The sequence below is a fragment of the Pseudomonas sp. PVC-5-1 genome (genome assembly GCF_057444345.1).
On the sequence record NZ_CM172024.1, the window covers coordinates 4,656,360 to 4,678,273 of the forward strand.

Below are 21,914 nucleotides of genomic sequence, written 5' to 3' on the forward strand. Positions count from 1 at the left end.
GGTCGACCCGATTCTAGCGCGATTCCAGTAGCTGGGCCCGGGGCTCAGCAGGTTCAGGCAGATGCGTTGGCGGGGCGGAAACTGAAATAGTCGCGCAACGAACGGACGAATTCATCGTACTCGCGGGGGGCCTGCAGCAGCATGAAACCGGAATCGTAGTGCCCGGGAGTCTGGTCTTCACGACACCACAGGCAGCTGGCGGTAAGGTTGACGAATTGATGCCCGCCACCAAGCAGCGGCAGGCGTAATTGCAGATCGTAGTCGGGCCCGACCAGCACAGGTAGCTGGCTTATCAGCATCAGCCCGTCTTCAGAGGCGTTACCCAGCTGGCCGATGGCCTGGCCGGTAATGCGATTGAACACCTTGAGTACACAAGGCAGCTGATGGCGTTCGATGTGGCGCTTGTTGAACATGATCGCAAGTGCAGTCCGTATCCGATGCCAGGAATACGTGGAACTGGCGGTTGTTGTAACAACTGAGTTACAGATTAGCGCAGCGCGCGCGGCAAATCCCGTGAAATAAATCACACCTTGGTGTTAACGCCAAGGTGCGGCGGTCACCGGGTTCGCCACGGCGGCTTCGGTGCCGCGCAAATGGCCGAGTTTCTCCAGGGTCTGCAGGCGTGCCTGGGCACGATAGGCGTATTCATTGCCCGGGTACTGCTGGATCAGGTACTGGTAGGTCTGCGCCGCATCCACGTACAAGGCCTGGCGCTCCAGGCACTGACCGCGCAGCAGCGACACCTCGGGGTGGATGAACGGTCGTGCACGGCTGGTGCGGTCGACCTGCGACAGCTCGAGCATGACCCGCGCGCAATCGCCACGGTCGTAGGCACGGTAGGCATTGTTCAGGTGGTGGTCCATGGACCAGCGGGTGCAGCCGACGGCGCTGGCCGCCAGGGCTAAAACGATCAGGGCTCGCATGGGGGTCTCCTTTGATGCCAGTGTATCGGCCTTTGCCGGCAAATCTTCACACCCTTTTGCAAGGATGCCCTGCCCGTTCAAATGCCACCCTGCCTCGGTCGCAGGTAGTGCAACGGAACAATGACTACAGCGAGATTCAGGAGTAGCCTTTCGCTGCGCTTCACTATAGGAGTCTGTGCATGAGCATCCGCCGTACCAAAATCGTCGCCACCCTTGGCCCCGCCAGCAACTCGCCGGAAGTGATCGAACAGCTGATCCTCGCCGGCCTGGACGTGGCACGCCTGAACTTCTCCCACGGCACTCCGGACGAGCACAAGGCCCGCGCGCGCCTGATCCGTGACATCGCCGCCAAGAACGGCCGCCATGTTGCACTGCTGGGCGACCTGCAGGGTCCGAAGATCCGCATCGCCAAGTTCGCCAACAAGCGTATCGAATTGAAGATCGGTGACAAGTTCACCTTCTCCACCGCCCACCCGCTGACCGAAGGCAACCAGGACATCGTCGGTATCGACTACCCCGACCTGGTCAAGGACTGCGGCGTTGGTGACGAACTGCTGCTCGACGATGGCCGCGTGGTGATGCGCGTCGAGACCGCCACCGCAGATGCCCTGCACTGCGTGGTGATCATCGGTGGCCCGCTGTCCGACCACAAAGGCATCAACCGTAAAGGTGGCGGCCTTACCGCACCGGCCCTGACCGAGAAAGACAAGGCCGACATCAAGCTGGCCGCGGAAATGGACCTGGACTACCTGGCCGTGTCCTTCCCGCGTGACGCCAGCGACATGGAATACGCGCGCAAGCTGCGTGACGAAGCTGGCGGCAGCGCCTGGCTGGTGGCCAAGATCGAACGCGCCGAAGCGGTGGCCGACGACGAGACCCTCGACAAGCTGATCCTCGCATCCGACGCCGTCATGGTCGCCCGTGGCGACCTGGGCGTGGAAATCGGCGACGCCGAGCTGATCGCCATCCAGAAGAAGATCATCCAGCACGCCCGCCGCAACAACAAGGCAGTGATCGTGGCGACCCAGATGATGGAGTCGATGATCCAGAACCCGATGCCGACCCGTGCCGAAGTGTCCGACGTAGCCAACGCCGTGCTGGACAACACCGACGCGGTGATGCTGTCGGCCGAGAGCGCCGCCGGTGCCTACCCGATCGAAGCTGTCCAGGCCATGGCCCGCATCTGCCTGGGTGCCGAAAAGCACCCGACCAGCCAGAAGTCCAGCCACCGCCTGCACACTACCTTCGAGCGCTGCGACGAGAGCATCGCCCTGGCGGCCATGTACACCGCCAACCACTTCCCGGGCGTGAAGGCGATCATCGCCCTGACCGAGAGTGGCTACACCCCGCTGATCATGTCGCGCCTGCGTTCGCACGTGCCGATCTTCGCCCTGTCGCCGCACCGCGCCACCCAGGCCCGTGCCAACATGTTCCGCGGCGTGTACCCGATCGCCTTCGATCCGGCCTCGCTGCCGGCCGACAAGGTGAGTCAGGCAGCGGTCGACGAACTGCTCAAGCGTGGCCTGGTGGAGCAAGGTGACTGGGTAATCCTGACCAAGGGTGACAGCTACCACACCATCGGTGGCACCAATGGCATGAAGATCCTGCATGTCGGTGATCCGCTGGTCGGTTGATCTGCTCCAAACGGGGCCGCACTGCGGCCCCATCGCCGGCAAGCCAGCTCCCACAGGGTTAGCAACAAGCCTGAGGCTAGCGCTGTACCTGTGGGAGCGGGCGTGCCCGCGAATGGGCCGGCACGATCAACACAAATGCCTCAGGCATGCTCGACAAACACATCGGCAAACACCTGCCCCCGTGGCACCCCGGCAATGAACAACCGCCGGGCAAACCGCTCGACACTCCCCGGCGCCCCGCACACCAGCGCTACCGTCTGCCGCGATGACGGCCGCAACCCGGCCAACGCTTCATCCAGCCGCTCTGCCAGTACCAACTCGACACTCACATCCGCCATCTGGCGCAACGGCTCGGCCAGATAATGCCCAACGCCCTCGCGCGCCACATGCATGACCCTGATTTCCCCTTGGTGCCCCTGCCGCAGAGCCTCGCGCAAGATGCCCCACAACGGCGCCAGCCCGGTCCCCGCCGCCAGCAACCACAGCGGCCGCTGTTGCCAGTCCGGGTCGTAGTGCAAGGCCCCTCCCCTGAGCTCGCCCAGGCGCAGCACATCACCCAGCTGCAAGCCACGGGCCTTGTCACAAAAGGCGCCGGGGTGCTGGCAGTCGATATGAAACTCGAGGAAATCATCTTCGCCCGGCAGGCTGGCCAAGGAGTAAGGCCGCGCCACCGCGCCATTCCACAACACCACATGCTGCCCCGCCTGGTAACGCATTGCCCGTTCGGGCCGCAGCCGCACGCGCAGCACATCGCCGAACCAGTCCAGGGCACAGACCTGCGCCGGCAGGCCATCCTGCTGCGGGTCGAACAGCGCCACGCGCAGATCTTCGACTACCCGACACTGACAGGCCAGCCGCCAGCCCTGGGCATGCTTGTCCGGCGCCAGGGCCTCGGGCATGGCATCCAGCGGTTGCCCGCCCAGGCAGTGCACCAGGCAGGCATGGCAACTGCCGGCGCGGCAACTGAAGGGTACGTTCAGCCCGGCCTCGTTCAAGGCATCGAGCAGGTTGCTGCCGGTCGGCACCGCCCAGCGGCGCTCGCCCACGCAAAGTACGGGCATGGTCGGTCTTTCTCCACATATTACAGTGCACTTTAAGCCAAGCACGCAACGGCAGCAAAAAGGATGCCCAACCACTGCCGACCATGGTCCAGACCGACCGCAGGTGTGCCCGGCACGGATGCGCGCTATACTGCCGCGCCTTTTTCCGTCGGCCTGACCTGCCGGCGCCTTGCAAGGCGCTTCGACACGCTGGTCGGCACCGTCGAGCGCCGTAATGAATGTTCCCGTCTTTAAGAGGAGCGCGCTGCATGACCGTGATCAAGCAAGACGACCTGATTCAGAGCGTCGCCGACGCCCTGCAATTCATCTCGTACTACCACCCCGTCGATTTCATCCAGGCCATGCACGAGGCCTATCTGCGTGAAGAATCGCCTGCTGCGCGCGATTCCATCGCCCAGATCCTGATCAACTCGCGCATGTGCGCCACTGGCCATCGCCCGATCTGCCAGGACACCGGTATCGTCACCGTGTTCATCCGCGTGGGCATGGACGTGCGCTGGGACGGCGCCACCATGAGCGTCGACGACATGATCAACGAAGGTGTGCGTCGCGCCTACAATCTGCCTGAAAACGTCCTGCGCGCTTCGATCCTGGCCGACCCGGCCGGTGCCCGCAAGAACACCAAGGACAACACCCCGGCAGTGATCCACTACTCCATCGTCCCCGGCGACAAGGTCGAGGTCGATGTCGCAGCCAAGGGCGGCGGCTCGGAGAACAAGTCGAAGATGGCCATGCTCAACCCGTCCGACTCGATCGTCGACTGGGTACTGAAGACCGTCCCGACCATGGGCGCTGGCTGGTGCCCGCCTGGCATGCTCGGCATCGGCATCGGCGGTACCGCCGAGAAGGCCGCCGTCATGGCCAAGGAAGTGTTGATGGAGTCCATCGACATCCACGAACTGAAAGCCCGTGGCCCGCAGAACCGCCTGGAAGAAATCCGTCTGGAGCTGTTCGAGAAGGTCAACCAGCTGGGCATCGGCGCCCAGGGCCTGGGTGGCCTGACCACCGTGCTCGACGTCAAGATCATGGACTACCCGACCCACGCCGCTTCGCTGCCGGTGTGCATGATCCCCAACTGCGCCGCCACCCGCCACGCCCACTTCGTGCTCGATGGCTCCGGCCCGGCCGAGCTGGAAGCGCCGTCGCTGGACGCCTACCCGGAAATCGTCTGGGAAGCCGGCCCGAGCGCCCGTCGCGTCAACCTCGACGCCATCACCCCGGAAGAAGTCGCGAGCTGGAAGCCGGGCGAAACCATCCTGCTCAACGGCAAGATGCTGACCGGCCGCGATGCCGCGCACAAGCGCATGGTCGAAATGCTCAACCGTGGCGAAGAGCTGCCGGTGGACCTGAAAGGCCGCTTCATCTACTACGTTGGCCCGGTCGACCCGGTCGGTGACGAAGTGGTAGGCCCAGCCGGCCCGACCACCGCCACCCGCATGGACAAGTTCACCCGCCAGATCCTCGAGCAGACCGGCCTGCTCGGCATGATCGGCAAGTCCGAGCGCGGCCCTGCCGCCATCGAAGCGATCAAGGACAACAAGGCCGTGTACCTGATGGCCGTCGGCGGTGCTGCCTACCTGGTGGCCCAGGCCATCCGCAAGTCGAAGGTCCTGGCCTTCGCCGAGCTGGGCATGGAAGCGATCTACGAGTTCGAGGTCAAGGACATGCCGGTGACCGTCGCCGTGGACAGCAACGGTGAGTCGGTACACATCACTGGCCCTGCCCTGTGGCAGAGCAAGATTGCCCAGAGCCTGGCAGTCGAAGTGAAGTAAGCCTGATGTAACAGCGGCGGCCTCTTCGCGGGCTTGCCCGCTCCCACAGGTAACGCGTAGCCCTCGGGCTTGCGCTGTACCTGTGGGAGCGGGCAAGCCCGCGAAGAGGCCGCCGCTGTTTTCACAGGACTCTGTCAAACTGCTCCGGCCAGTCCCTGCGGGTAAACACCTGCCCTTCCCGCCTCACCCGCCGTACTTCCTCAAGGTCCACCTCACAGACCAGCCACTGACTAGTGGCAGGGCTCGATTCTTCACTCAAGGCCACCACCCCATCCCCCGGCATCCCATGATCCGGCGGCACGAACAGCCCTGCCCGGCCGATATTCTCGTCCAGCGCCGGCGACCAGGGCGCCAGCCCGACCGTGGGGCTCTGCAACACCGCAATCTGGTTCTCCAGCGCCCGCGCCTGGGCACCGATGCGCACCCGGTGGTAACCCGCCTCGGTGTCGGTACAGCTCGGCGCCAGGATCAGGTCGGCACCACCCTCCGCCAGGCGCCGCGCCAGCATCGGGAATTCGTTGTCGTAGCAGATCAGGATCCCCAGGCGCCCCAGTTCGGTGTCGAACACCTGCAGCCCCTGGCCCGCGGCTATGTCCCACTGCTCCCGTTCGAAACGGGTCATCATCAGTTTGTCCTGGTAGCCCAGCACACCTTTGGGGCCGAACAGCCAGGCACGGTTGCGGTAGCGCCCATCGCTGTCCAGCACCGGTACGCTACCCGGTTGCAGGTAGATACCCCAGCGCCGGGCAAGGCTCTCGCACAAGGCCCTCCAGGGTTCGATCAGCGGCTGGATACCGGCGATGGAGGCCTTCAGGTCACCCCGCTGCTCGGCACTCAGTTGCCCGCTGAGCACCAGGCCGGCGTACTCCGGCAACAGCAGCAAGCGGGCCCCCGCGTCCACCGCCCCGGCGCACAGGGCTTGCAGATGATCGGCGTAGGCCTCCCAGGTTTCATGCAGCTCGATGGCGTACTGGCAGGCCGCCAGGCGGATCATATCGGCAGTTCCTTGAGCCAGAACGACATCAGCTTGTCGGAGCTTTCCTGCTCGTCCAGGTCGCGCCAGGCGTAGCTGGTGCGCAGCGACGGGTCGTGCAGGAAGCCGCGGTTACGCCAGAAGCCATGCAACGGCTTGTAGTCCGCAGGCCGCCGCGGATGCACACCTGGCCGCTCGACCGCACAGAACGCGCAATAGTCGAACTCGGCCAGCTTGTGTGCGTAGGACTCGCGCTCGATGAAAAAGCGCACCCCCAGGCCCTGGCCACGGTACTCGGGCAGTACCACCGATTCACCGAAGTAATACACGCTGGCCGGGTCGCGCCCCTGGGCCAGGAACGGCTGCTGGAACTCGGGGGCGACATCCACCAGCGGCAGGCCGGTGGAGGCGCCGACCACCTTGCCGTCGTCCAGCGCCAGCACCACCAGGCTGCGACCGGAGCGGGCATAAGTGGCCAGGTAGTCGGCCTCGTACTCCGGGGTGCCGTCATAAAGGTAGGGAAACTCGCGAAACACGGTAAGGCGCAGGCGAGCGAGGTCATCGATGTAAGGCGCGATAGCGGCGCCGTGCAACAGGCGTATTTCCATGCTTGGCGGTCGTTTTGTCGATGTGGATGACGCGCTCGGCTAAGCCGGGCTTGAGGGGAAACCCTATCATCCGGAGCGACGACCCGCCTTTTCCCTCCACGACAGGTATTGTTCCATGACCGCTACCGAACTGGTAAATGCTTACTACGCCGCCTTCAATGCGGGCGACATGCCGGCCTTTCTCGCCCTGCTCAGCGAGGATGTGATCCACGACATCAATCAGGGCGAGCGGCAGATGGGCAAGGCCCGGTTTGCAGCGTTCATGGACAAGATGAACCGCTGCTACCGCGAGCGCCTGGCCGATATCGTGGTGATGCAGAACGCCGACGGCAGCCGCGCGGCGGCGGAGTTCACCGTGCATGGGGAATATCTGGCCGATGACGAAGGGTTGCCGGCGGCCAACGGGCAAACCTATGTGCTGCCGGCAGGAGCGTTCTTCTATATCCACTGCGGAAAGATTGCCCGGGTGACCAACTACTACAACCTCAATGACTGGGTCGAGCAGGTGGGTTAAGCCTGGTTGAGCTGTGTTGCCTGCACTGGCCTCATCGCCGGCAAGCCAGCTCCCACAGGTACTCCACAGGTCTTGAAACCTTCGCTAAACCTGTGGGAGCTGGCTTGCCGGCGATAAGGCCGTATCAGGCAATACGGGTACCAAGCACCTTGAGGAATGCCGCCAACCACGCCGGATGCGCCGGCCATGCCGGTGCCGTCACCAGGTTGCCGTCCACATGCGCCTGGTCCACCGCGATATCGATGAATGTCCCGCCCGCCAAGCGCACTTCCGGGGCGCACGCCGGGTACGCACTGCATTCGCGCCCTTCCAGCACGCCGGCCGCCGCCAGCAACTGGGCACCATGGCAAACCGCCGCGATCGGCTTGCCGGCCTGGTCGAACGCCCGCACCAGCTCCAGCACCCGCTCATCCAGGCGCAGGTACTCCGGTGCACGACCACCCGGGATCAGCAGCGCGTCGTAACTCTCGGGCCGTACACGCACGAAGTCATAATTCAAGGCAAAGTTGTGCCCCGGCTTTTCGCTGTAGGTCTGTTCGCCCTCGAAATCATGAATCGCGGTACGCACCGTCTGCCCCGCGACCTTTTCCGGGCATACCGCATGCACCGTGTGCCCGACCATGCTCAGCGCCTGGAACGGCACCATGACTTCGTAATCTTCGACGTAGTCGCCGACCAACATGAGAATTTTCTTTGCCGTCATCGCACCCACTCCTTCGATTGCCTTGAGCCAATCACTGCACGATAGCTGGTCTCAGTCGCGACGGTCGAGCAAGTTGACCACCAACCGGTCCAGCCACCCCCACAACCGCTGCTTCACCCGGCGCCACAGCGGCCGGGCATTCCAGTGGCCCAGGTCGACCACCTCGCTCAAGGCGAAATCACGCTCGAAACTGGCCTGCACGGCAGCCGTCAGCGGCGGGTCGAGTGCCTCGATATTGGCCTCGAGGTTGAAGCGCAGGTTCCAGTGATCGAAGTTGCATGAGCCGATACTGACCCAATCGTCGATCAACACCATCTTCAGGTGCAGGAAACACGGCTGGTACTCGTAGATACGCACCCCGGCGCGCAGCAGACGCGGGTAATAGCGATGCCCGGCGTAACGTACCGATGGGTGATCGGTGCGCGGCCCGGTCAGCAGCAGCCGCACATCGACCCCCTTCCCGGCAGCCCGGCGCAGCGACCGACGCACGCTCCAGGTCGGCAGGAAGTAAGGCGTGGCCAGCCACACTCGCTGCTTGCCGCTGTTGATCGCGCGCACCAGCGAATGCAGGATGTCCTGGTGCTGGCGGGCGTCGGCATAGGCTACCCGGCCCATGCCCTGCCCCTGTGCAGGCACCTTGGGCAGGCGCGGCAGGCCAAAGCCCTCGGCGGGGCGCCAGGCTGTGCGACGGTTGTTGGCGTGCCACTGGCGGTCGAACAGCAACTGCCAGTCGCTTACCACCGGCCCCTGCATCTGCACCATCACCTCGTGCCATTCACTGGTCGCCTCGCCCGGCGTCCAGAACTCGTCGGTGACGCCCGTGCCGCCCACCACTGCCCAGCGTTCGTCCACCAGCAGCAACTTGCGGTGATCGCGGTACAGGTTGCGCAAGCCACGCTTCCAGCGCAGGCGGTTGTACCAGCGCAGGTACACACCTGCGTCCAGCAGGCGCTGACGCAACTTGCTGTTGAAGGCCAGCGAGCCATAGTCGTCGAACAGGCAGCGCACCCGCACGCCACGTCGGGCGGCCTGCTCCAGCGCTTCGACCACCGCATCCGCGCAGTCACCGGCCTCAACCAGGTACAGTTCCAGGTCGACCTGGAATTCGGCGCGCATGATCGCCAGGAGCATGCGCGGAAAAAACTCGGGGCCGTCGATCAGCAGTTCGAACTGGTTGCCATCCCGCCAGGGAAAGACCGGCCCCGGCATGTCAGCGGGCGGTGAAGATCAGCACCGCGCTAACCGGCACCGACGGGTTGATGGACTTGAGCCCGGCGAACTTGCGCAGGCGTTGCAGCCCCGGCAGCAGGCCGAAATCCTCGGCGCGCAGCACCAGGGGCTCCAGGGTCACCACCTGGAAGCGTCGCTCGTCCAGGCGGGTGGCCAGCAGCAGGGCGTTGTAGCTGTGGGACTGGCCATGCAGGGTCACGGTCAATGGCAGGCGCAGTTCGATCTGGGCACCGTTGGCCAGGTCGTTGATCGGCCGTAGGTCCAGTTGCGCCTGCACCTTGGCTTCGGCAAAGCGCTCGACCTCGAACAGGTCCTCGCGCATGCGTTCATCACGCAGCGGAATACCGCTGCTCACCGAGTCCATCTCGATGCTCAACGCGGCCACTCCCTTGCGGTCGACCGTGCCATGCAGCACCAGGAAGCGGTGCACTTCGGCGGTGTTACCGTTCTTGCCGGTAATGAACGAAAGGCGCGAAGACTCGCCATCGAGGTGCCAGTTGGCGTGGGCGGGCAGGCAAAAAGCCAGCAACAAAGCGGGCAGCAGGCGGGGCAGCTTGAACATGACAGATCTCGTGAAACCAGGCCGCCAACCTTACCCGCCCGCCTTCACGGCAGCAAGCGGCAGCCCTCGCGCGGGCCTTGCCAGGCAGCCTGATTGCGACGGCCCAGGCCTTCGGCGGTGACCTGCCGCTGTTGGCTGTCTTCCTCCAGCAGGCTCAGCGGCAGCCATTGCTTCACGTAGCCTTGGCAATACGCCGGCTCGAACCCCATGACGAAGCGGCACGAGCAATATTCCTTGGCCGAGTAGGCCGAAAGGATACCGGGGAAGTCCGCCAGGGCCTGGCGCTCATGCCAGGCCCAGTAGACCACCCCCAGCAACACCACCAGCAGCGCCCGCTTCATGCCCCCTCCCCAGCCAGCGCCGCGAGTATCCGCTTGAGCAGTTCATCGTGCTGGTAGCTGCCGTCGCGGTCATCGGCGTAACGCACGATCACCAGCTTTTGCGCGGGCAGCACGTACAGCGCCTGGCCCCAGTGGCCAAGGGCGGCATAGGTGTCTGCGGGGGCACTCGGCCAAGGCCGGGCAGCACCGGGCAGCGGCTGGTTGAGCCACCAGTGGCCACCGGGGTTGGCCTCGCCGGGCAGTGCTTCGGCTTCGGCAAACGGCGTGCGGTTGAAAGCCACCCAGGGCATGGGCAGCAATTGCCGATCCTGCCAACGCCCGTCGCGCTGCATCAGCAGGCCGATGCGCGCCAGGTCGCGAGCGCTGAGGTACAGGTAGGACGAACCCACATAGGTACCCGCGCGGTCCCGCTCCCATACCGCGCTGTCGATCCCCAACGGAATGAACAGCGCATGCCAGGGGTAGTCTGGGTACTGACCGGCATCGAGCATGCCGCGCAACGCGGCGGCCAGCAGGTTGCTGTCGCCACTGGAATAGAGAAACCGCTGGCCCGGGCTGGCCACCGCTTCCCGCGCCGCCGTATAGGCCGCCATGTCCTCGCGGCCACGGGTATACAGCATGGCCACCACCGAGGACTTGAGCGGGGCGTACTCGTAGTCTTCCTGCCAGTCCAGGCCGCTGGCCCAATGCAGCAGATCGGCCATGCGCACGCCGGGATGGGCGTGCATGGCCGGGTAGAAACGGGTCACCGGGTCCTGCAGCTGGAAGCGGCCTTCGCCCTGGGCTACGCCCAATAGCGTGGCGAGTACGCTCTTGCTGATCGACCAGGTGAGGTGGGCGGTGGCGGCAGTGCTGGGGGCGGCGTAGCGTTCGTGGAGGATGCGGCCGTCGCGGATGATCAGCAGGGCGTCGGTGCGGATGCCGCTGCGTTCGGGGGTGGTGCGTGCGGGGAAGGCGTAGGCGTCGACGGCTTGCCAGTCGAGGGGGGTGTTGTCGATTGGCCAGTCGGGTTCAGGCCAGTCTTCGGCCCGGGCACAACCCGCAACCATTATCAGGATGATCAACAGTACCTTCATCGTGATCGCCGTTATTGGGGCCGCTGCGCAGCCCTATCGCGACACAAGGCCGCTCCTACAGGTACAGCGTCAGCCTGAACTTGACGCGTTCCCCTGTAGGAGCGGCCTTGTGTCGCGAAAGGGCCGCAAAGCGGCCCCAGGATTCATCGGATCACACAAACCTATCAGGCATTCATGACAATCCCGCAGCAGCCCAAGCCTTGTTCAGCCGCTTCTCCCGCGCCGCCGCCGCCAGCGCCATCACCCCCTGGTCACGCTGCCAGATCTGCGCCCACTGCGCCGGCCCCGCCGCCAACGCGGCATCGATCTCCCCTCGCAGCGCCTGGAACTGTGCAAACAATCCCCCCAGCAACAAATGGCAGCCAACGCTATCGGCACACTGCCGACTACCCTCGGCACACCCGGCCAGCAGCCCAAGCAGCTGCAGGCGCAGGGCCTGCGGCCAGGCGCACTCCTGCCCCACGCCATATAACCAGGCGGTCAACGCCGTAAGCACATACAAGTCCTCCAGCGAACGGAACGGCTTCACATAGGCATCCCAACCATCACCGGCCAACAACTCGCACGCCGCGTGCTCCAGCACCAGTCGCCCATGGCCTACCTCCGGCATCAGCGGCAGCGTCGGCAGCGTCGGCAGCGTCGGCAGCGCTTCCAGCGTCACACCTGGCTCCCCGGGGTAGACCACCGCCAGGTTCAACTGCGGCGCCGCGCCCGTCGCCTCGCAGCGCGCCGCCACCAGCAGCCATTCCGCCTCCAGGCCGGCAGTGACGAAGTCCTTGCTGCCGGTCAGCCGCAAGCCGTCCAGGCGCGTGCGCATGTCCGCCGGCCGCACGCTACGCCGTTCGGTGGCGCACAGGGCGCCGAGGCTGGGTGGAGCACTGGGCCACAGCACGCGCAAGGCGGCCTGGTAGCCGACCAGGAAGGCCAGGCCGGGGGTGGCCATCGCGCGCCCACCGAGCACCGCCAGCTCAAACGGGGCAACAGGGCCAAGGCGCTCGAGCAGCGCGGCATAGGTTTCGCCCAGAGTGCCCGCCAGCGCTTGGCGAAGCGGGTCGTTGAGTCGTTGCAACCAGGCCATCGGTCGGCTCCTTGCTGAAGGGCTTTCAGTTGTGGCTCAGGGGGTGTCACGCAAGCATCACCAAAGATTCACAGGGGTGACACCCCATCTACCTAGGCTGACTTTGCACAACAAAGCCGACCGGCCGCAACCCTTCATGGCTGGCTTATGGAGACTCGTAATGACTCGGATCGCTCACGCTGGCGACAACAGCACCGAACGCCGTCTGCAAGCCGAACGCCTGGTTGGCGCCGCGGCCCTGCAGGAAGCCCAGGCCCTGCGCTACAAAGTGTTCAGCGCCGAATTCAAGGCCAAGCTCAAAGGAGCCGAGCAAGGCCTGGACATGGACGACTACGACGTGCACTGCCGCCACATTGGCGTACGCGACCTGAGCACCGGCGAGCTGGTTGCCACCACCCGCCTGCTCGACCATCAGGCCGCCAGCAGCCTGGGCCGCTTCTATAGCGAAGAAGAATTCAGCCTGCATGGCCTGTTGCAGCTGCAGGGCCCGATCCTGGAGCTGGGCCGAACCTGCGTAGCTCCCGACTACCGCAACGGCGGCACCATCGCCGTGCTCTGGGGCGAACTGGCCGAAGTGCTCAACGAAGGCCGCTACAGCTACCTGATGGGCTGCGCCAGCATCCCCATGCAGGATGGCGGGGTACAGGCCCATGCGGTGATGCAGCGCCTGCGTGACCGCTACCTGTGCACCGAGCACCTGCGCGCCGAGCCGAAGAACCCATTGCCCAACCTGGCACTGCCGAACAACGTCATCGCCGAGATGCCACCGCTGCTCAAGGCGTACATGCGCCTGGGCGCGAAGATCTGCGGCGAGCCGTGCTGGGACGAAGACTTCCAGGTGGCCGACGTGTTCATCCTGCTCAAGCGCGACGAACTGTGCCCACGCTACGCCCGCCACTTCAAGGCAGCGGTCTGATGCCGAAGCTGCGGGTAATGGCCCGCCTGACTCGACTGCTGCTGGTACTGCTGCTGGGCATGCTGATGGCCAGCGTGATCGCCCTGGGCGAACGCCTGGGGTTCAAGACGCCCATCGAGCGCCGCCAGCGCTGGACCTGCCTGTTCATGAAGCGCCTGGTCGCGGCCCTGCCCTTCGATGTGCGGGTGATCGGAGAGCTGCCCCACCGGCCAATGCTGTGGGTCAGCAACCACGTGTCCTGGACCGATATCCCGTTGCTTGGCATGCTGCTGCCGCTGTCGTTCCTGTCCAAGGCCGAAGTGCGGCACTGGCCGGTGGCCGGCTGGCTGGCGGAAAAGGCCGGCACCTTGTTCATCCGCCGTGGCGGGGGCGACAGCCAGCGCCTGCGTGAGCAGATCGCCAGGCAACTGGGTCTTTCCCGGCCGCTACTGATCTTCCCGGAGGGCACCACCACCAGTGGCCGTACCCTGCGCACCTTCCATGGTCGCCTGCTGGCAGGTGCCATCGACCGTGGCGTGGCGGTGCAGCCGGTCGCCATCCAGTACCTGCGCGATGGCCAGATCGACCCGATTGCACCGTTTATTGGTGACGATGACCTGGTGTCGCACCTGATGCGCCTGTTTGCCCTGCCGCGGGGCGAGGTATGCATTCACCTGCTGCAGCCGATCGGCAGCGTGGGCAAGGAGCGAGCGGTGCTGGCGTTGCAGGCGCAGCAGGCGATTCACCTGGCGTTGTTCGGGGTTGAGGAAGTTGAGCTGGCGCCACGGCGGCAGGCGCGGGCTGCCTGAACTCTTGCACTGCCAGTACCGGCCTCTTCGCGGGCTTGCCTGCTCCCACAGGGACCGCGCATATCTTGAGAACTGCGCCAACCTGTGGGAGCGGGCAAGCCCGCGAAGAGGCCTGCGCAGGACTAACTGCCAGACAACCGGCCAGCCGCTGCAAACGCCTGCAACTGTGGATAAAACTCCCTGAAGTCCGCCAGCAATGGCTCATACAGCCGCTCCAGCTCCCCCATCACCCCAACCATGCCCTCCGGCCTCGACAAGCGCCGCGCAATACCGTTGAACACCTGCTCCAGCGTGGCAAAATCGCCATACGCCCCCAGCCAGTCATCCGCCGCCATGAACGGCGCTATCCGCGCCAGCCGCCCCGGCAACTCGGCCTCCGCAAGCAATACCCGATAAAAGTCCCCGGTGAACTGCTCCAGCGGCTGCTCGGCATAATCCTGCCAATGCCGGGCCAGGCAATGGTCGAAAAACACATCCAGAACGATGCCGGCAAAGCGCCGCCGCTCCCGCGGAAAACGCGCAAGAGCCGCCAACACCAACGGGTGCTGGTCGGTGTAGCTATCGATATGCCGGTGCAGCCGGATGGCCGCCTCCAGCGCTGGCGGGAAGCGCCCTTCCAGCGAGCCTTTGACGAAGTCGCCATACAGGCTGCCAAGCAGTTGTTGCGGCGCCGGGCCGCCAAGGTGCAGGTGTGCGAGGTAGTTCATGAGCGCAGTCTAGCACCGCCGGCCCATATATCGTTATAACGCGATATAGCGATTCGTGCTCAGCTCAGAACCTCTTCATATTTGTATATCGGGAAAACACGATTTACATTTCGTCCTATCGCGATATACCGCTACAACGAGCCTCAACCCATGCCTCTCGATCTCGACGAAATCATAAAAGCGCTGGCCCACCCGGTCAGGCGAGAAATCCTCAGCTGGCTGAAGGACCCGGCAACGCAATTCCCCGATCAGTACCACAGCACCGAGAACGGTGTGTGTGCCGGGCAGATCGACCAACGCTGCGGCCTGTCGCAGTCGACCGTCTCCGCCCACCTGGGCACCTTGCAGCGCGCCGGGCTGATCAGCAGCCAGAAGATCGGCCAATGGCATTTCTTCAAACGCAACGAAGCCACCATCCAGGCGTTTCTCGAACAACTGCGCCAAGCACTCTGAACAGGCAGGTAACCGTAATGACCACGCTTTTCGATCCGATCACCCTGGGCGACCTGCAACTGCCCAACCGCATCATCATGGCCCCGCTCACCCGCTGCCGGGCCGACGAAGGCCGCGTGCCCAACGCGCTGATGGCCGAGTATTACGTGCAGCGCGCCAGCGCCGGGCTGATCCTCAGCGAGGCGACCTCGGTCAGCGCCATGGGCGTCGGCTACCCGGATACCCCTGGTATCTGGAACGACGAACAGGTGCGTGGCTGGAACAACGTGACCAAGGCCGTGCATGCCGCCGGCGGGCGCATCTTCCTGCAGCTGTGGCATGTTGGCCGCATCTCCCACCCCAGCTACCTGAACGGCGAGCTGCCGGTGGCCCCCAGCGCGATCCAGCCCAAAGGCCATGTAAGCCTGGTGCGCCCGCTCAGTGACTACCCCACCCCACGTGCGCTGGAAACCGAAGAAATCATCGACATCGTCGAGGCCTACCGCAGCGGTGCCGAGAATGCCAAGGCTGCCGGTTTCGATGGCGTGGAAATCCACGGCGCCAACGGCTACCTGCTCGACCAGTTCCTGCAGAGCAGCACCAACCAGCGCACCGACCGCTACGGCGGTTCACTGGAAAACCGTGCGCGGCTGCTGCTGGAAGTGACCGATGCGGCCATTGAGGTGTGGGGCGCAAACCGCGTGGGCGTGCACCTGGCGCCGCGGGCCGATGCCCATGACATGGGCGATGCCGACCGTGCCGAAACCTTTACCTACGTGGCCCGTGAGCTGGGCAAGCGTGGTATTGCCTTCATCTGCTCGCGGGAAAAGGAAGCCGATGACAGTATCGGCCCGCTGATCAAGGAAGCGTTCGGCGGCCCGTACATCGTCAACGAGCGCTTTGACAAGGCCAGTGCCAATGCAGCCCTGGCCAATGGCAAGGCCGACGCCGTGGCGTTTGGCGTGCCGTTCATCGCCAACCCTGACCTGCCGGCGCGGCTGGCGGCGGATGCGCCGTTGAACGAGGCGCGGCCAGAGACTTTCTATGGCAAGGGGCCGGTGGGGTACATCGACTATCCGCGGTTGTGATTCAAGGCCATTCGCGGGCACGCCCGCTCCCACAAGTACAGCGACAAGCTTGAAGATTGTGCTGACCCTGTGGGAGCGGGCGTGCCCGCGAAGAAGGCCCAGATGATCTCACGGCCGGGCATTGATCTGCTGCTGCAGGTTCTGGATCTGGCTCTGCAAGGTATTCAGGTTGCGTGTCGTCTGCGCCCGGAAGGCGTCGAATTCCTGCACCGAAGCACCACTGGACGCCGCCGCGGCCGGGCGGTTGTCGATCTGGCTCTTGAGCACCAGGATGTCCTGCTCCAGGTCCTGGATGGCCGCGCTCGGGTTACCCTGCTTCTTCAGCGCAGCAACCTCGCTGCCCAGGCTCTTGAGCTGCGCATCCAGCTTGGCGCCATCCACCTGTGCGGCCTTCAGCGCAGCAACCTGTTCGTTCAGGCCCTTGAACTGGGTATCCAGCTTGCCACCATCGACCTGGCCCGAGCGCAACGCGGCCAGCTCGCCATTCACCGCCTTCAACTGCGCCTGCAACTGGGTTTGCAGTTGGGTCACGACCTTCTGCTGTTCACGGGTATCAGCCAGTACCTGCTCCAGGCGCTTGCCCAGGTCGCCGGTCTGCCCGGCCACACCCTTCTGCAACTGGCGCAACTGCAGCTTCAACGCCTCGCTGTTGGTAGTCGCGCCGGATTCGCTGGCCGCCACCTTGCCGCTGATCGCCTGCAGGCGCCCGGCAGCCTCTTCGCTGATGCGAGCGAAGCTTTCCTGGGTCGCCACCAGTTGCTGCTCCATCAGCGAGATCTGCTGGAAGCTCCACCAGCCAAGGCCCGCCAAGGCGATGAACGAGGCCCCGAGCAATGCCCACAGCGGCGCCGTGCTGGCACCGCGAGCGGCCTTCTGGCGGCTGCGCACCACGTGCGCCGGCATCAGTTCGTCATCGTCATGGGTGCCCGCCCGCAGGCTAGGCACGTCATCGTAGTCATCGTGAGCATGGTTACGCATGGATACATTCAACCGCGGTAGTCGCAAAGAGGCACGAGTATAAACCGCCAGCGCGGCGCGTTGATGACCATTGTCGGCCGGCCGGCTTTACTGCCCCGGCGGCTGGTGCTTCCACCAGGCACAGAATTCATCCAATGCCGTCCACAGGCTGACCTTGGGCTGGTAGTCCAGGTACTGTCGGGCGCGGCTGATATCCAGGGTGAAATCGCGGCTCATCACCTGCATCCCCAGGCGCGACAGGGTCGGTTGCGGGCGTCCCGGCCACAACATGCAGGCCGCCTCGTTCAGCGCGGCCAGGCTGTAGGCCAGGCCGTAGGAACGGTAACGGGTAACCTGCGGCAGCTGCATCTGGCGCATCACGTAGTTGACCACATCCCACAGCGGCAGCGGCTGGCCGTTGCTGATGTTATAGGCTTGGCCCAGCGCCCGGTCATCGGCGAACAGGGCACTGAGCAGCGCTTCGTTAAGATTGTGCACGCTGGTGAAATCGACTTTGTTCAGGCCATTGCCGATGATCGCCACGCGCCCCTTGCGCTGCATCTGCATCAGCCGCGGGAAGATACTGGCATCGCCAGCGCCGGTGACGAAGCGTGGGCGCAGCGCCAGCACCTCGAGGCCGAACTCCTGGGCACCGAACACTTTCTGCTCGGCCATGTACTTGGTCTGCCCGTAGTGGTCGTGGAAGCGGCGCGGCACCTGGTCTTCACGGATTTCCAGGCGCGAGCGGCCATTGAAGTAGATCGACGGCGACGACAGGTGTACCAGCCGCCGTACGTGCTCCTTCAAGCAGCCCTCGACCACGTTTTCAGTGACCACCACATTGCCTTGATAGAAGTCCTGGTAGCGCCCCCAGTTGCCCACTGCGCCGGCGCAGTGCACTACCGCCTCGACGCCCTGGCACAGGCGGCGGGCCAGCTCGGCATCCCCCAGGTCGCCGGGGATGAACTGGGCGCCGCGCTTGACCAGGTGCTCGACCCCTTCGGCTCGACGGCCGCTGACCCGCACGTCCAGGCCCTGCTCCAGGGCAAAGCGCGCAAAGCGCCCGCCAATGAAGCCACTCGCGCCGGTGACCAGAATTCGCATGTAAGACTCCGTCTAGATTTCAGATGCAACTGACGCCAGCCGTGGCTACAAGGGCACCAGCCATTGCCGTGCGGTGTGCCGCAGGTGGTCGGTCAGTTGCGCGAGCAGTTGCCCGCCATTGCGCCAATGATGCCAGTACAGCGGCACATCGATGGGGGTATCGCTGCAGATTTCCACCAGCCGGCCGCTGGCCAGTTGCTCGCGGGCCTGCAGTTCAGGCACCAGGCCCCAGCCCAGGCCAGCTTCGGTCATGCGCAGGAAGCCTTCGGACGACGGGCACAAGTGGTGCAGGAAGCCATCCTCGATGCCCAGCGATGCCAGGTAGCGGTGTTGCAGGAAGTCGTCCGGGCCGTAAACGATCGCCGGGGTACGGGCCAGGCGGCTGGCAGCGAAGCCCTGCGGAAAATGCCGCGCCATGAACCCGGGGCTGGCCAGCGCCCGGTAGCGCATGGCGCCCAGCGGCAGGCTGCGCGCGCCGGCCACCGGCCGCTCGCTGCCACACAGGCAGGCCGCAACTTCGCCCGCACGCATACGCTTCAGACCCACTTCCTGGTCTTCCACCACCAGGTCGGTCAGCACATTCTGCTGCGCGCAGAAAGTGCCCACTGCCCCGGCCCACCAGGTGGCCAGGCTGTCGGCATTGAGAGCAATGCGCAGGCGCTCCGGCATGCCCTCCTCGTCCAGTGCCGGCACCTGGCGCTGCAGGTCGCGTTCGAGCAGGCGCACCTGCTGCACATGGTTGAGCAACTGGCGGCCGACTTCGGTCGGGCTTGGCGGTGTGGCACGCACCAGCACCGGCTGACCGACCCGCGCCTCGAGCAGCTTGATGCGCTGGGAAATGGCCGACTGCGATAAGCCCAGCACCTGCGCCGCGCGTTCGAAACCACCCTGCTCGATCACGGCGGCGAGGGCGGCCAGCAGCTTGTAGTCGAACATCGATTTTCCTAATGACGGATCAGCTCTATTTGTTTTTCTTATACAGCGTGGTTCATCACAATGGCCAGCATCTTTTAGACGCTTTGGAGAGCGCGCCATGTGGCAAAGCTATCTCAACGGCATGCTCGTGGCCTTCGGCCTGATCATGGCCATCGGTGCACAGAACGCTTTCGTCCTCGCCCAGAGCTTGCGCCGCGAGCATCATTTGCCGGTGGCGGCACTGTGCATCGTCTGTGACGCCATCCTGGTGGCTGCCGGAGTGTTCGGCCTGGCCACCGTGCTGGCGCACAACCCGACCTTGCTGGCGATCGCCCGCTGGGGCGGCGCGGTGTTCCTGATCTGGTACGGCGCCAAGGCTTTGCGCAGCGCCTGCTCCAGGCAGAGCCTGCAGCACCAGCAAGGCCAGGGTGCGCGCTCACGCCGCGCGGTGTTGCTCAGTGCCCTGGCGGTGACCCTGCTGAACCCGCACGTGTACCTCGACACGGTGCTGCTGATCGGCTCGCTGGGCGCCCAGCAGGCTGCGCCTGGCGCCTACGTGGCCGGCGCTGCCAGCGCCTCGCTGCTGTGGTTCTCGACCTTGGCGATCGGTGCGGCCTGGCTGGCACCGTGGCTGGCCCGGCCGGCGACCTGGCGCATGCTCGACCTGATGGTGGCGGTGATGATGTTCGCGGTGGCGGCGCAGTTGATCTTCAACTGACATCAAGGGCCCTATCGCCGGCAAGCCAGCTCCCACAGAGATGACACCAGGCCTGAGGGCGGTGATATCCCTGTGGGAGCTGGCTTGCCGGCGATGAGGCCCTTGCAGGCAATAGCTGACGCCACTGGTCGGCACAGCCCAACCGCTCTGGAACCTCTATTCCCTATCTTTGTTGCGTGGTTATGCGCCGGGCCCGGTGCTATGATCCAGCCCTTGCGTCGCAAAGAGTACAAACTCGCCGACGCTCATCGGGCCGCCCGTGATCGGCCTTGCGCAAACCGCAAACAGACCTGAATCAGGAGATCCACCATGGCTTTTGAATTGCCGCCGCTGCCGTACGCCCACGATGCCCTGCAGCCGCACATCTCCAAGGAAACCCTGGAGTATCACCACGACAAACACCACAACACCTATGTCGTGAACCTGAACAACCTGGTCCCAGGCACCGAATTCGAAGGCAAGACCCTGGAAGAGATCGTCAAGAGCTCTTCGGGCGGCATCTTCAACAACGCCGCTCAAGTCTGGAACCACACCTTCTACTGGAACTGCCTGGCACCAAACGCCGGTGGCCAGCCGACCGGTGCCCTGGCTGACGCCATCAACGCCGCTTTCGGTTCCTTCGACAAGTTCAAGGAAGAGTTCACCAAGACTTCGGTTGGCACCTTCGGTTCCGGCTGGGGCTGGCTGGTGAAGAAGGCTGACGGTTCCCTGGCCCTGGCCAGCACCATCGGCGCCGGCTGCCCGCTGACCAGCGGCGACACCCCGCTGCTGACCTGCGACGTCTGGGAACACGCCTACTACATCGACTACCGCAACCTGCGTCCGAAGTACGTCGAGGCGTTCTGGAACCTGGTCAACTGGGCCTTCGTTGCCGAACAGTTCGAAGGCAAGACCTTCAAGGCCTGAGTCATCCAGCCTTGAGACAGAACCCCGGCGCCACGCCGGGGCTCTTCGAAAATCCGATGCCAGTCCCCTGGTATCGGATTTTTCTGGGCATGCGAGGGGCCAGAACGCCCTGTTTTCAGGAAGCGTACCGATCAAGCCAGCCAAGGCTATCTACGGTGGCACCCGTAGGCCGATACTCACATCCAACCCACCCCGCATACCCGCGCTGCTCCAGCGCCGCCAACAACCCCGCAACATCCATCTGTCCCGTTCCCGGCTGATGCCGCCCCGGACAGTCGGCTACCTGCACATGCACCGTCCGCTCAAAGAACTGCGCCAACACATCGGCAGCATTTCCAGTCAGCAACTGTGCATGATAAAGATCAAGGATCAGCCCCATACCGGGATGCGCCTCCAGTACCTGCTGCGCCTTGCCGAAATCGGACATGTAATACCCCGGCATTGCCTGCGTGCAGATCACCTCGATCAATGGCCGCAGCCCCTGGTCCTCAAAATACTTCACGGCATAGTCCAGATTGCTCGCATACACCTTGTCGGCGCCATCCTCGTGGGTTACCCCAGACATCAGGTGCACATCCGCACACGCCAGTGCGCGGGCATAGCTGACGGCCTGGCGTAACCCGTCACGGAATTCGAGCTCCTTGCCCGCCACAGCAGCAATGCCCTTGGAAACGCCGGCCGGCGCGGCAAACTGGACCAATGGCAACGCATATTGCGCCAGTTGATCAGCCAACAAACTCGCGTCGAATTCATAGGGTGACGGGAATTCCACCGCGCGAAATCCGGCGGCGGCAGCGGCTTCGATACGCTGCAGAAAAGGCAGTTCATTGAACTGGAAGCCGAGATGAGCATTGAATTTGAGCATACGTATAGATCCATCCGTGTGTGGTATTTTCCTGTCCCCAGTC

At 64.4% G+C, this 21,914-nt stretch carries 25 protein-coding genes; 9 read left to right on the forward strand and 16 right to left on the reverse strand.

Annotation, left to right across the window (positions count from 1 at the left end; genetic code table 11):
• Positions 1 to 53: 53 nt before the first annotated feature.
• Together AC2T3R_RS21285 and AC2T3R_RS21290 are read right to left on the reverse strand one after the other, a co-directional pair.
• Complete coding sequence (locus tag AC2T3R_RS21285; RefSeq protein ID WP_003259592.1) at positions 54 to 413, reverse strand: PilZ domain-containing protein; 360 nt, start codon at positions 411 to 413, stop codon at positions 54 to 56.
• A 123-nt stretch (positions 414 to 536) separates the two neighbouring features.
• Complete coding sequence (locus AC2T3R_RS21290) at positions 537 to 923, reverse strand: tol-pal system YbgF family protein (protein WP_003259593.1); 387 nt, start codon at positions 921 to 923, stop codon at positions 537 to 539.
• A gap of 179 nt (positions 924 to 1,102) precedes the next feature.
• On the opposite strand from AC2T3R_RS21290, the gene pyk reads away from it, so the two are divergent.
• The gene (pyk, locus tag AC2T3R_RS21295) at positions 1,103 to 2,557 is read left to right on the forward strand and encodes a pyruvate kinase (protein ID WP_013974057.1); all 1,455 of its coding nucleotides are present in this window, start codon (positions 1,103 to 1,105) and stop codon (positions 2,555 to 2,557) included.
• Positions 2,558 to 2,697: 140 nt separating this feature from the next.
• Here pyk and AC2T3R_RS21300 read toward each other — a convergent pair whose 3' ends face one another.
• A complete protein-coding gene (locus AC2T3R_RS21300) occupies positions 2,698 to 3,618 on the reverse strand; it encodes an iron-sulfur-binding ferredoxin reductase (protein ID WP_486744224.1) in 921 nt (306 codons plus the stop codon).
• A 248-nt stretch (positions 3,619 to 3,866) separates the two neighbouring features.
• Here AC2T3R_RS21300 and AC2T3R_RS21305 point away from each other — a divergent pair, with 248 nt between their 5' ends.
• A complete protein-coding gene (locus AC2T3R_RS21305) occupies positions 3,867 to 5,390 on the forward strand; it encodes a fumarate hydratase (RefSeq protein ID WP_013974059.1) in 1,524 nt (507 codons plus the stop codon).
• Positions 5,391 to 5,511: 121 nt separating this feature from the next.
• Here AC2T3R_RS21305 and AC2T3R_RS21310 read toward each other — a convergent pair whose 3' ends face one another.
• Positions 5,512 to 6,384: a carbon-nitrogen hydrolase family protein gene (locus AC2T3R_RS21310; protein WP_486744225.1), complete on the reverse strand. Its 873-nt coding sequence runs from the start codon at positions 6,382 to 6,384 to the stop codon at positions 5,512 to 5,514.
• Positions 6,381 to 6,971, reverse strand: a complete 591-nt coding sequence (locus tag AC2T3R_RS21315) for a GNAT family N-acetyltransferase (protein WP_013974061.1) — start codon at positions 6,969 to 6,971, stop codon at positions 6,381 to 6,383. The genes AC2T3R_RS21310 and AC2T3R_RS21315 overlap by 4 nt, the downstream gene beginning before the upstream one ends.
• Before the next feature lie 115 nt (positions 6,972 to 7,086).
• Between AC2T3R_RS21315 and AC2T3R_RS21320 the strand changes: the two genes are divergently transcribed.
• On the forward strand, positions 7,087 to 7,485 hold the full coding sequence (locus tag AC2T3R_RS21320) for a nuclear transport factor 2 family protein (protein WP_015271666.1): 399 nt from the start codon (positions 7,087 to 7,089) through the stop codon (positions 7,483 to 7,485).
• A 124-nt stretch (positions 7,486 to 7,609) separates the two neighbouring features.
• Here AC2T3R_RS21320 and AC2T3R_RS21325 read toward each other — a convergent pair whose 3' ends face one another.
• The 6 genes from AC2T3R_RS21325 to AC2T3R_RS21350 form a co-directional block, all read right to left on the reverse strand.
• Complete coding sequence (locus AC2T3R_RS21325) at positions 7,610 to 8,188, reverse strand: DJ-1/PfpI family protein (protein WP_015271667.1); 579 nt, start codon at positions 8,186 to 8,188, stop codon at positions 7,610 to 7,612.
• A 51-nt stretch (positions 8,189 to 8,239) separates the two neighbouring features.
• Complete coding sequence (locus tag AC2T3R_RS21330; protein ID WP_015271668.1) at positions 8,240 to 9,397, reverse strand: phospholipase D-like domain-containing protein; 1,158 nt, start codon at positions 9,395 to 9,397, stop codon at positions 8,240 to 8,242.
• A 1-nt stretch (position 9,398) separates the two neighbouring features.
• Positions 9,399 to 9,980: a YceI family protein gene (locus AC2T3R_RS21335; protein ID WP_015271669.1), complete on the reverse strand. Its 582-nt coding sequence runs from the start codon at positions 9,978 to 9,980 to the stop codon at positions 9,399 to 9,401.
• Positions 9,981 to 10,024: 44 nt separating this feature from the next.
• Positions 10,025 to 10,321: an amidase gene (locus AC2T3R_RS21340; RefSeq protein ID WP_486744226.1), complete on the reverse strand. Its 297-nt coding sequence runs from the start codon at positions 10,319 to 10,321 to the stop codon at positions 10,025 to 10,027.
• Complete coding sequence (locus AC2T3R_RS21345) at positions 10,318 to 11,397, reverse strand: serine hydrolase domain-containing protein (RefSeq protein ID WP_486744227.1); 1,080 nt, start codon at positions 11,395 to 11,397, stop codon at positions 10,318 to 10,320. Before AC2T3R_RS21345 ends, AC2T3R_RS21340 begins: the two co-directional genes overlap by 4 nt.
• Positions 11,398 to 11,569: 172 nt before the next feature.
• The gene (locus AC2T3R_RS21350; RefSeq protein WP_486744228.1) at positions 11,570 to 12,475 is read right to left on the reverse strand and encodes an acyl-CoA dehydrogenase; all 906 of its coding nucleotides are present in this window, start codon (positions 12,473 to 12,475) and stop codon (positions 11,570 to 11,572) included.
• Positions 12,476 to 12,635: 160 nt separating this feature from the next.
• On the opposite strand from AC2T3R_RS21350, the gene olsB reads away from it, so the two are divergent.
• On the forward strand, positions 12,636 to 13,391 hold the full coding sequence (gene olsB / locus AC2T3R_RS21355) for an L-ornithine N(alpha)-acyltransferase (RefSeq protein WP_015271672.1): 756 nt from the start codon (positions 12,636 to 12,638) through the stop codon (positions 13,389 to 13,391).
• Positions 13,391 to 14,179 carry a lysophospholipid acyltransferase family protein gene (locus tag AC2T3R_RS21360; protein WP_410951825.1) on the forward strand — a complete coding sequence of 263 codons (789 nt, stop codon included), beginning with the start codon at positions 13,391 to 13,393 and terminating at the stop codon, positions 14,177 to 14,179. Before olsB ends, AC2T3R_RS21360 begins: the two co-directional genes overlap by 1 nt.
• A gap of 122 nt (positions 14,180 to 14,301) precedes the next feature.
• Here the strand turns inward: AC2T3R_RS21360 and AC2T3R_RS21365 are convergent, their stop codons facing one another.
• Entirely contained in the window at positions 14,302 to 14,886 is a 585-nt protein-coding gene (locus AC2T3R_RS21365) for an acyl carrier protein phosphodiesterase (RefSeq protein WP_410951826.1), read from the reverse strand.
• A gap of 150 nt (positions 14,887 to 15,036) precedes the next feature.
• On the opposite strand from AC2T3R_RS21365, the gene AC2T3R_RS21370 reads away from it, so the two are divergent.
• Positions 15,037 to 15,339, forward strand: coding sequence for an ArsR/SmtB family transcription factor (locus AC2T3R_RS21370; protein WP_486744229.1), 303 nt, complete (start codon positions 15,037 to 15,039; stop codon positions 15,337 to 15,339).
• A gap of 17 nt (positions 15,340 to 15,356) precedes the next feature.
• Positions 15,357 to 16,406: an alkene reductase gene (locus AC2T3R_RS21375; protein ID WP_013974072.1), complete on the forward strand. Its 1,050-nt coding sequence runs from the start codon at positions 15,357 to 15,359 to the stop codon at positions 16,404 to 16,406.
• 108 nt (positions 16,407 to 16,514) lie between these two features.
• On the opposite strand, the gene AC2T3R_RS21380 is transcribed toward AC2T3R_RS21375, so the two are convergent.
• From AC2T3R_RS21380 to AC2T3R_RS21390, 3 genes are all read right to left on the reverse strand, one after another.
• Positions 16,515 to 17,384: an ATPase gene (locus tag AC2T3R_RS21380; RefSeq protein ID WP_397460946.1), complete on the reverse strand. Its 870-nt coding sequence runs from the start codon at positions 17,382 to 17,384 to the stop codon at positions 16,515 to 16,517.
• Positions 17,385 to 17,471: 87 nt separating this feature from the next.
• Positions 17,472 to 18,467 (reverse strand): NAD-dependent epimerase/dehydratase family protein, encoded by a 996-nt coding sequence (locus AC2T3R_RS21385; protein WP_013974074.1) that lies wholly within the window; start codon positions 18,465 to 18,467, stop codon positions 17,472 to 17,474.
• A gap of 45 nt (positions 18,468 to 18,512) precedes the next feature.
• Positions 18,513 to 19,403 carry a LysR family transcriptional regulator ArgP gene (locus AC2T3R_RS21390; RefSeq protein ID WP_486744230.1) on the reverse strand — a complete coding sequence of 297 codons (891 nt, stop codon included), beginning with the start codon at positions 19,401 to 19,403 and terminating at the stop codon, positions 18,513 to 18,515.
• Between the two features lie 97 nt (positions 19,404 to 19,500).
• On the opposite strand from AC2T3R_RS21390, the gene AC2T3R_RS21395 reads away from it, so the two are divergent.
• Both AC2T3R_RS21395 and AC2T3R_RS21400 read left to right on the forward strand, forming a co-directional pair.
• Positions 19,501 to 20,100 (forward strand): LysE/ArgO family amino acid transporter, encoded by a 600-nt coding sequence (locus AC2T3R_RS21395; protein WP_003258234.1) that lies wholly within the window; start codon positions 19,501 to 19,503, stop codon positions 20,098 to 20,100.
• A 309-nt stretch (positions 20,101 to 20,409) separates the two neighbouring features.
• Entirely contained in the window at positions 20,410 to 21,006 is a 597-nt protein-coding gene (locus AC2T3R_RS21400) for a superoxide dismutase (RefSeq protein ID WP_013974076.1), read from the forward strand.
• A gap of 115 nt (positions 21,007 to 21,121) precedes the next feature.
• Here AC2T3R_RS21400 and AC2T3R_RS21405 read toward each other — a convergent pair whose 3' ends face one another.
• Positions 21,122 to 21,871, reverse strand: a complete 750-nt coding sequence (locus AC2T3R_RS21405; RefSeq protein WP_247846527.1) for a hydroxypyruvate isomerase family protein — start codon at positions 21,869 to 21,871, stop codon at positions 21,122 to 21,124.
• Positions 21,872 to 21,914 lie beyond the last annotated feature (43 nt).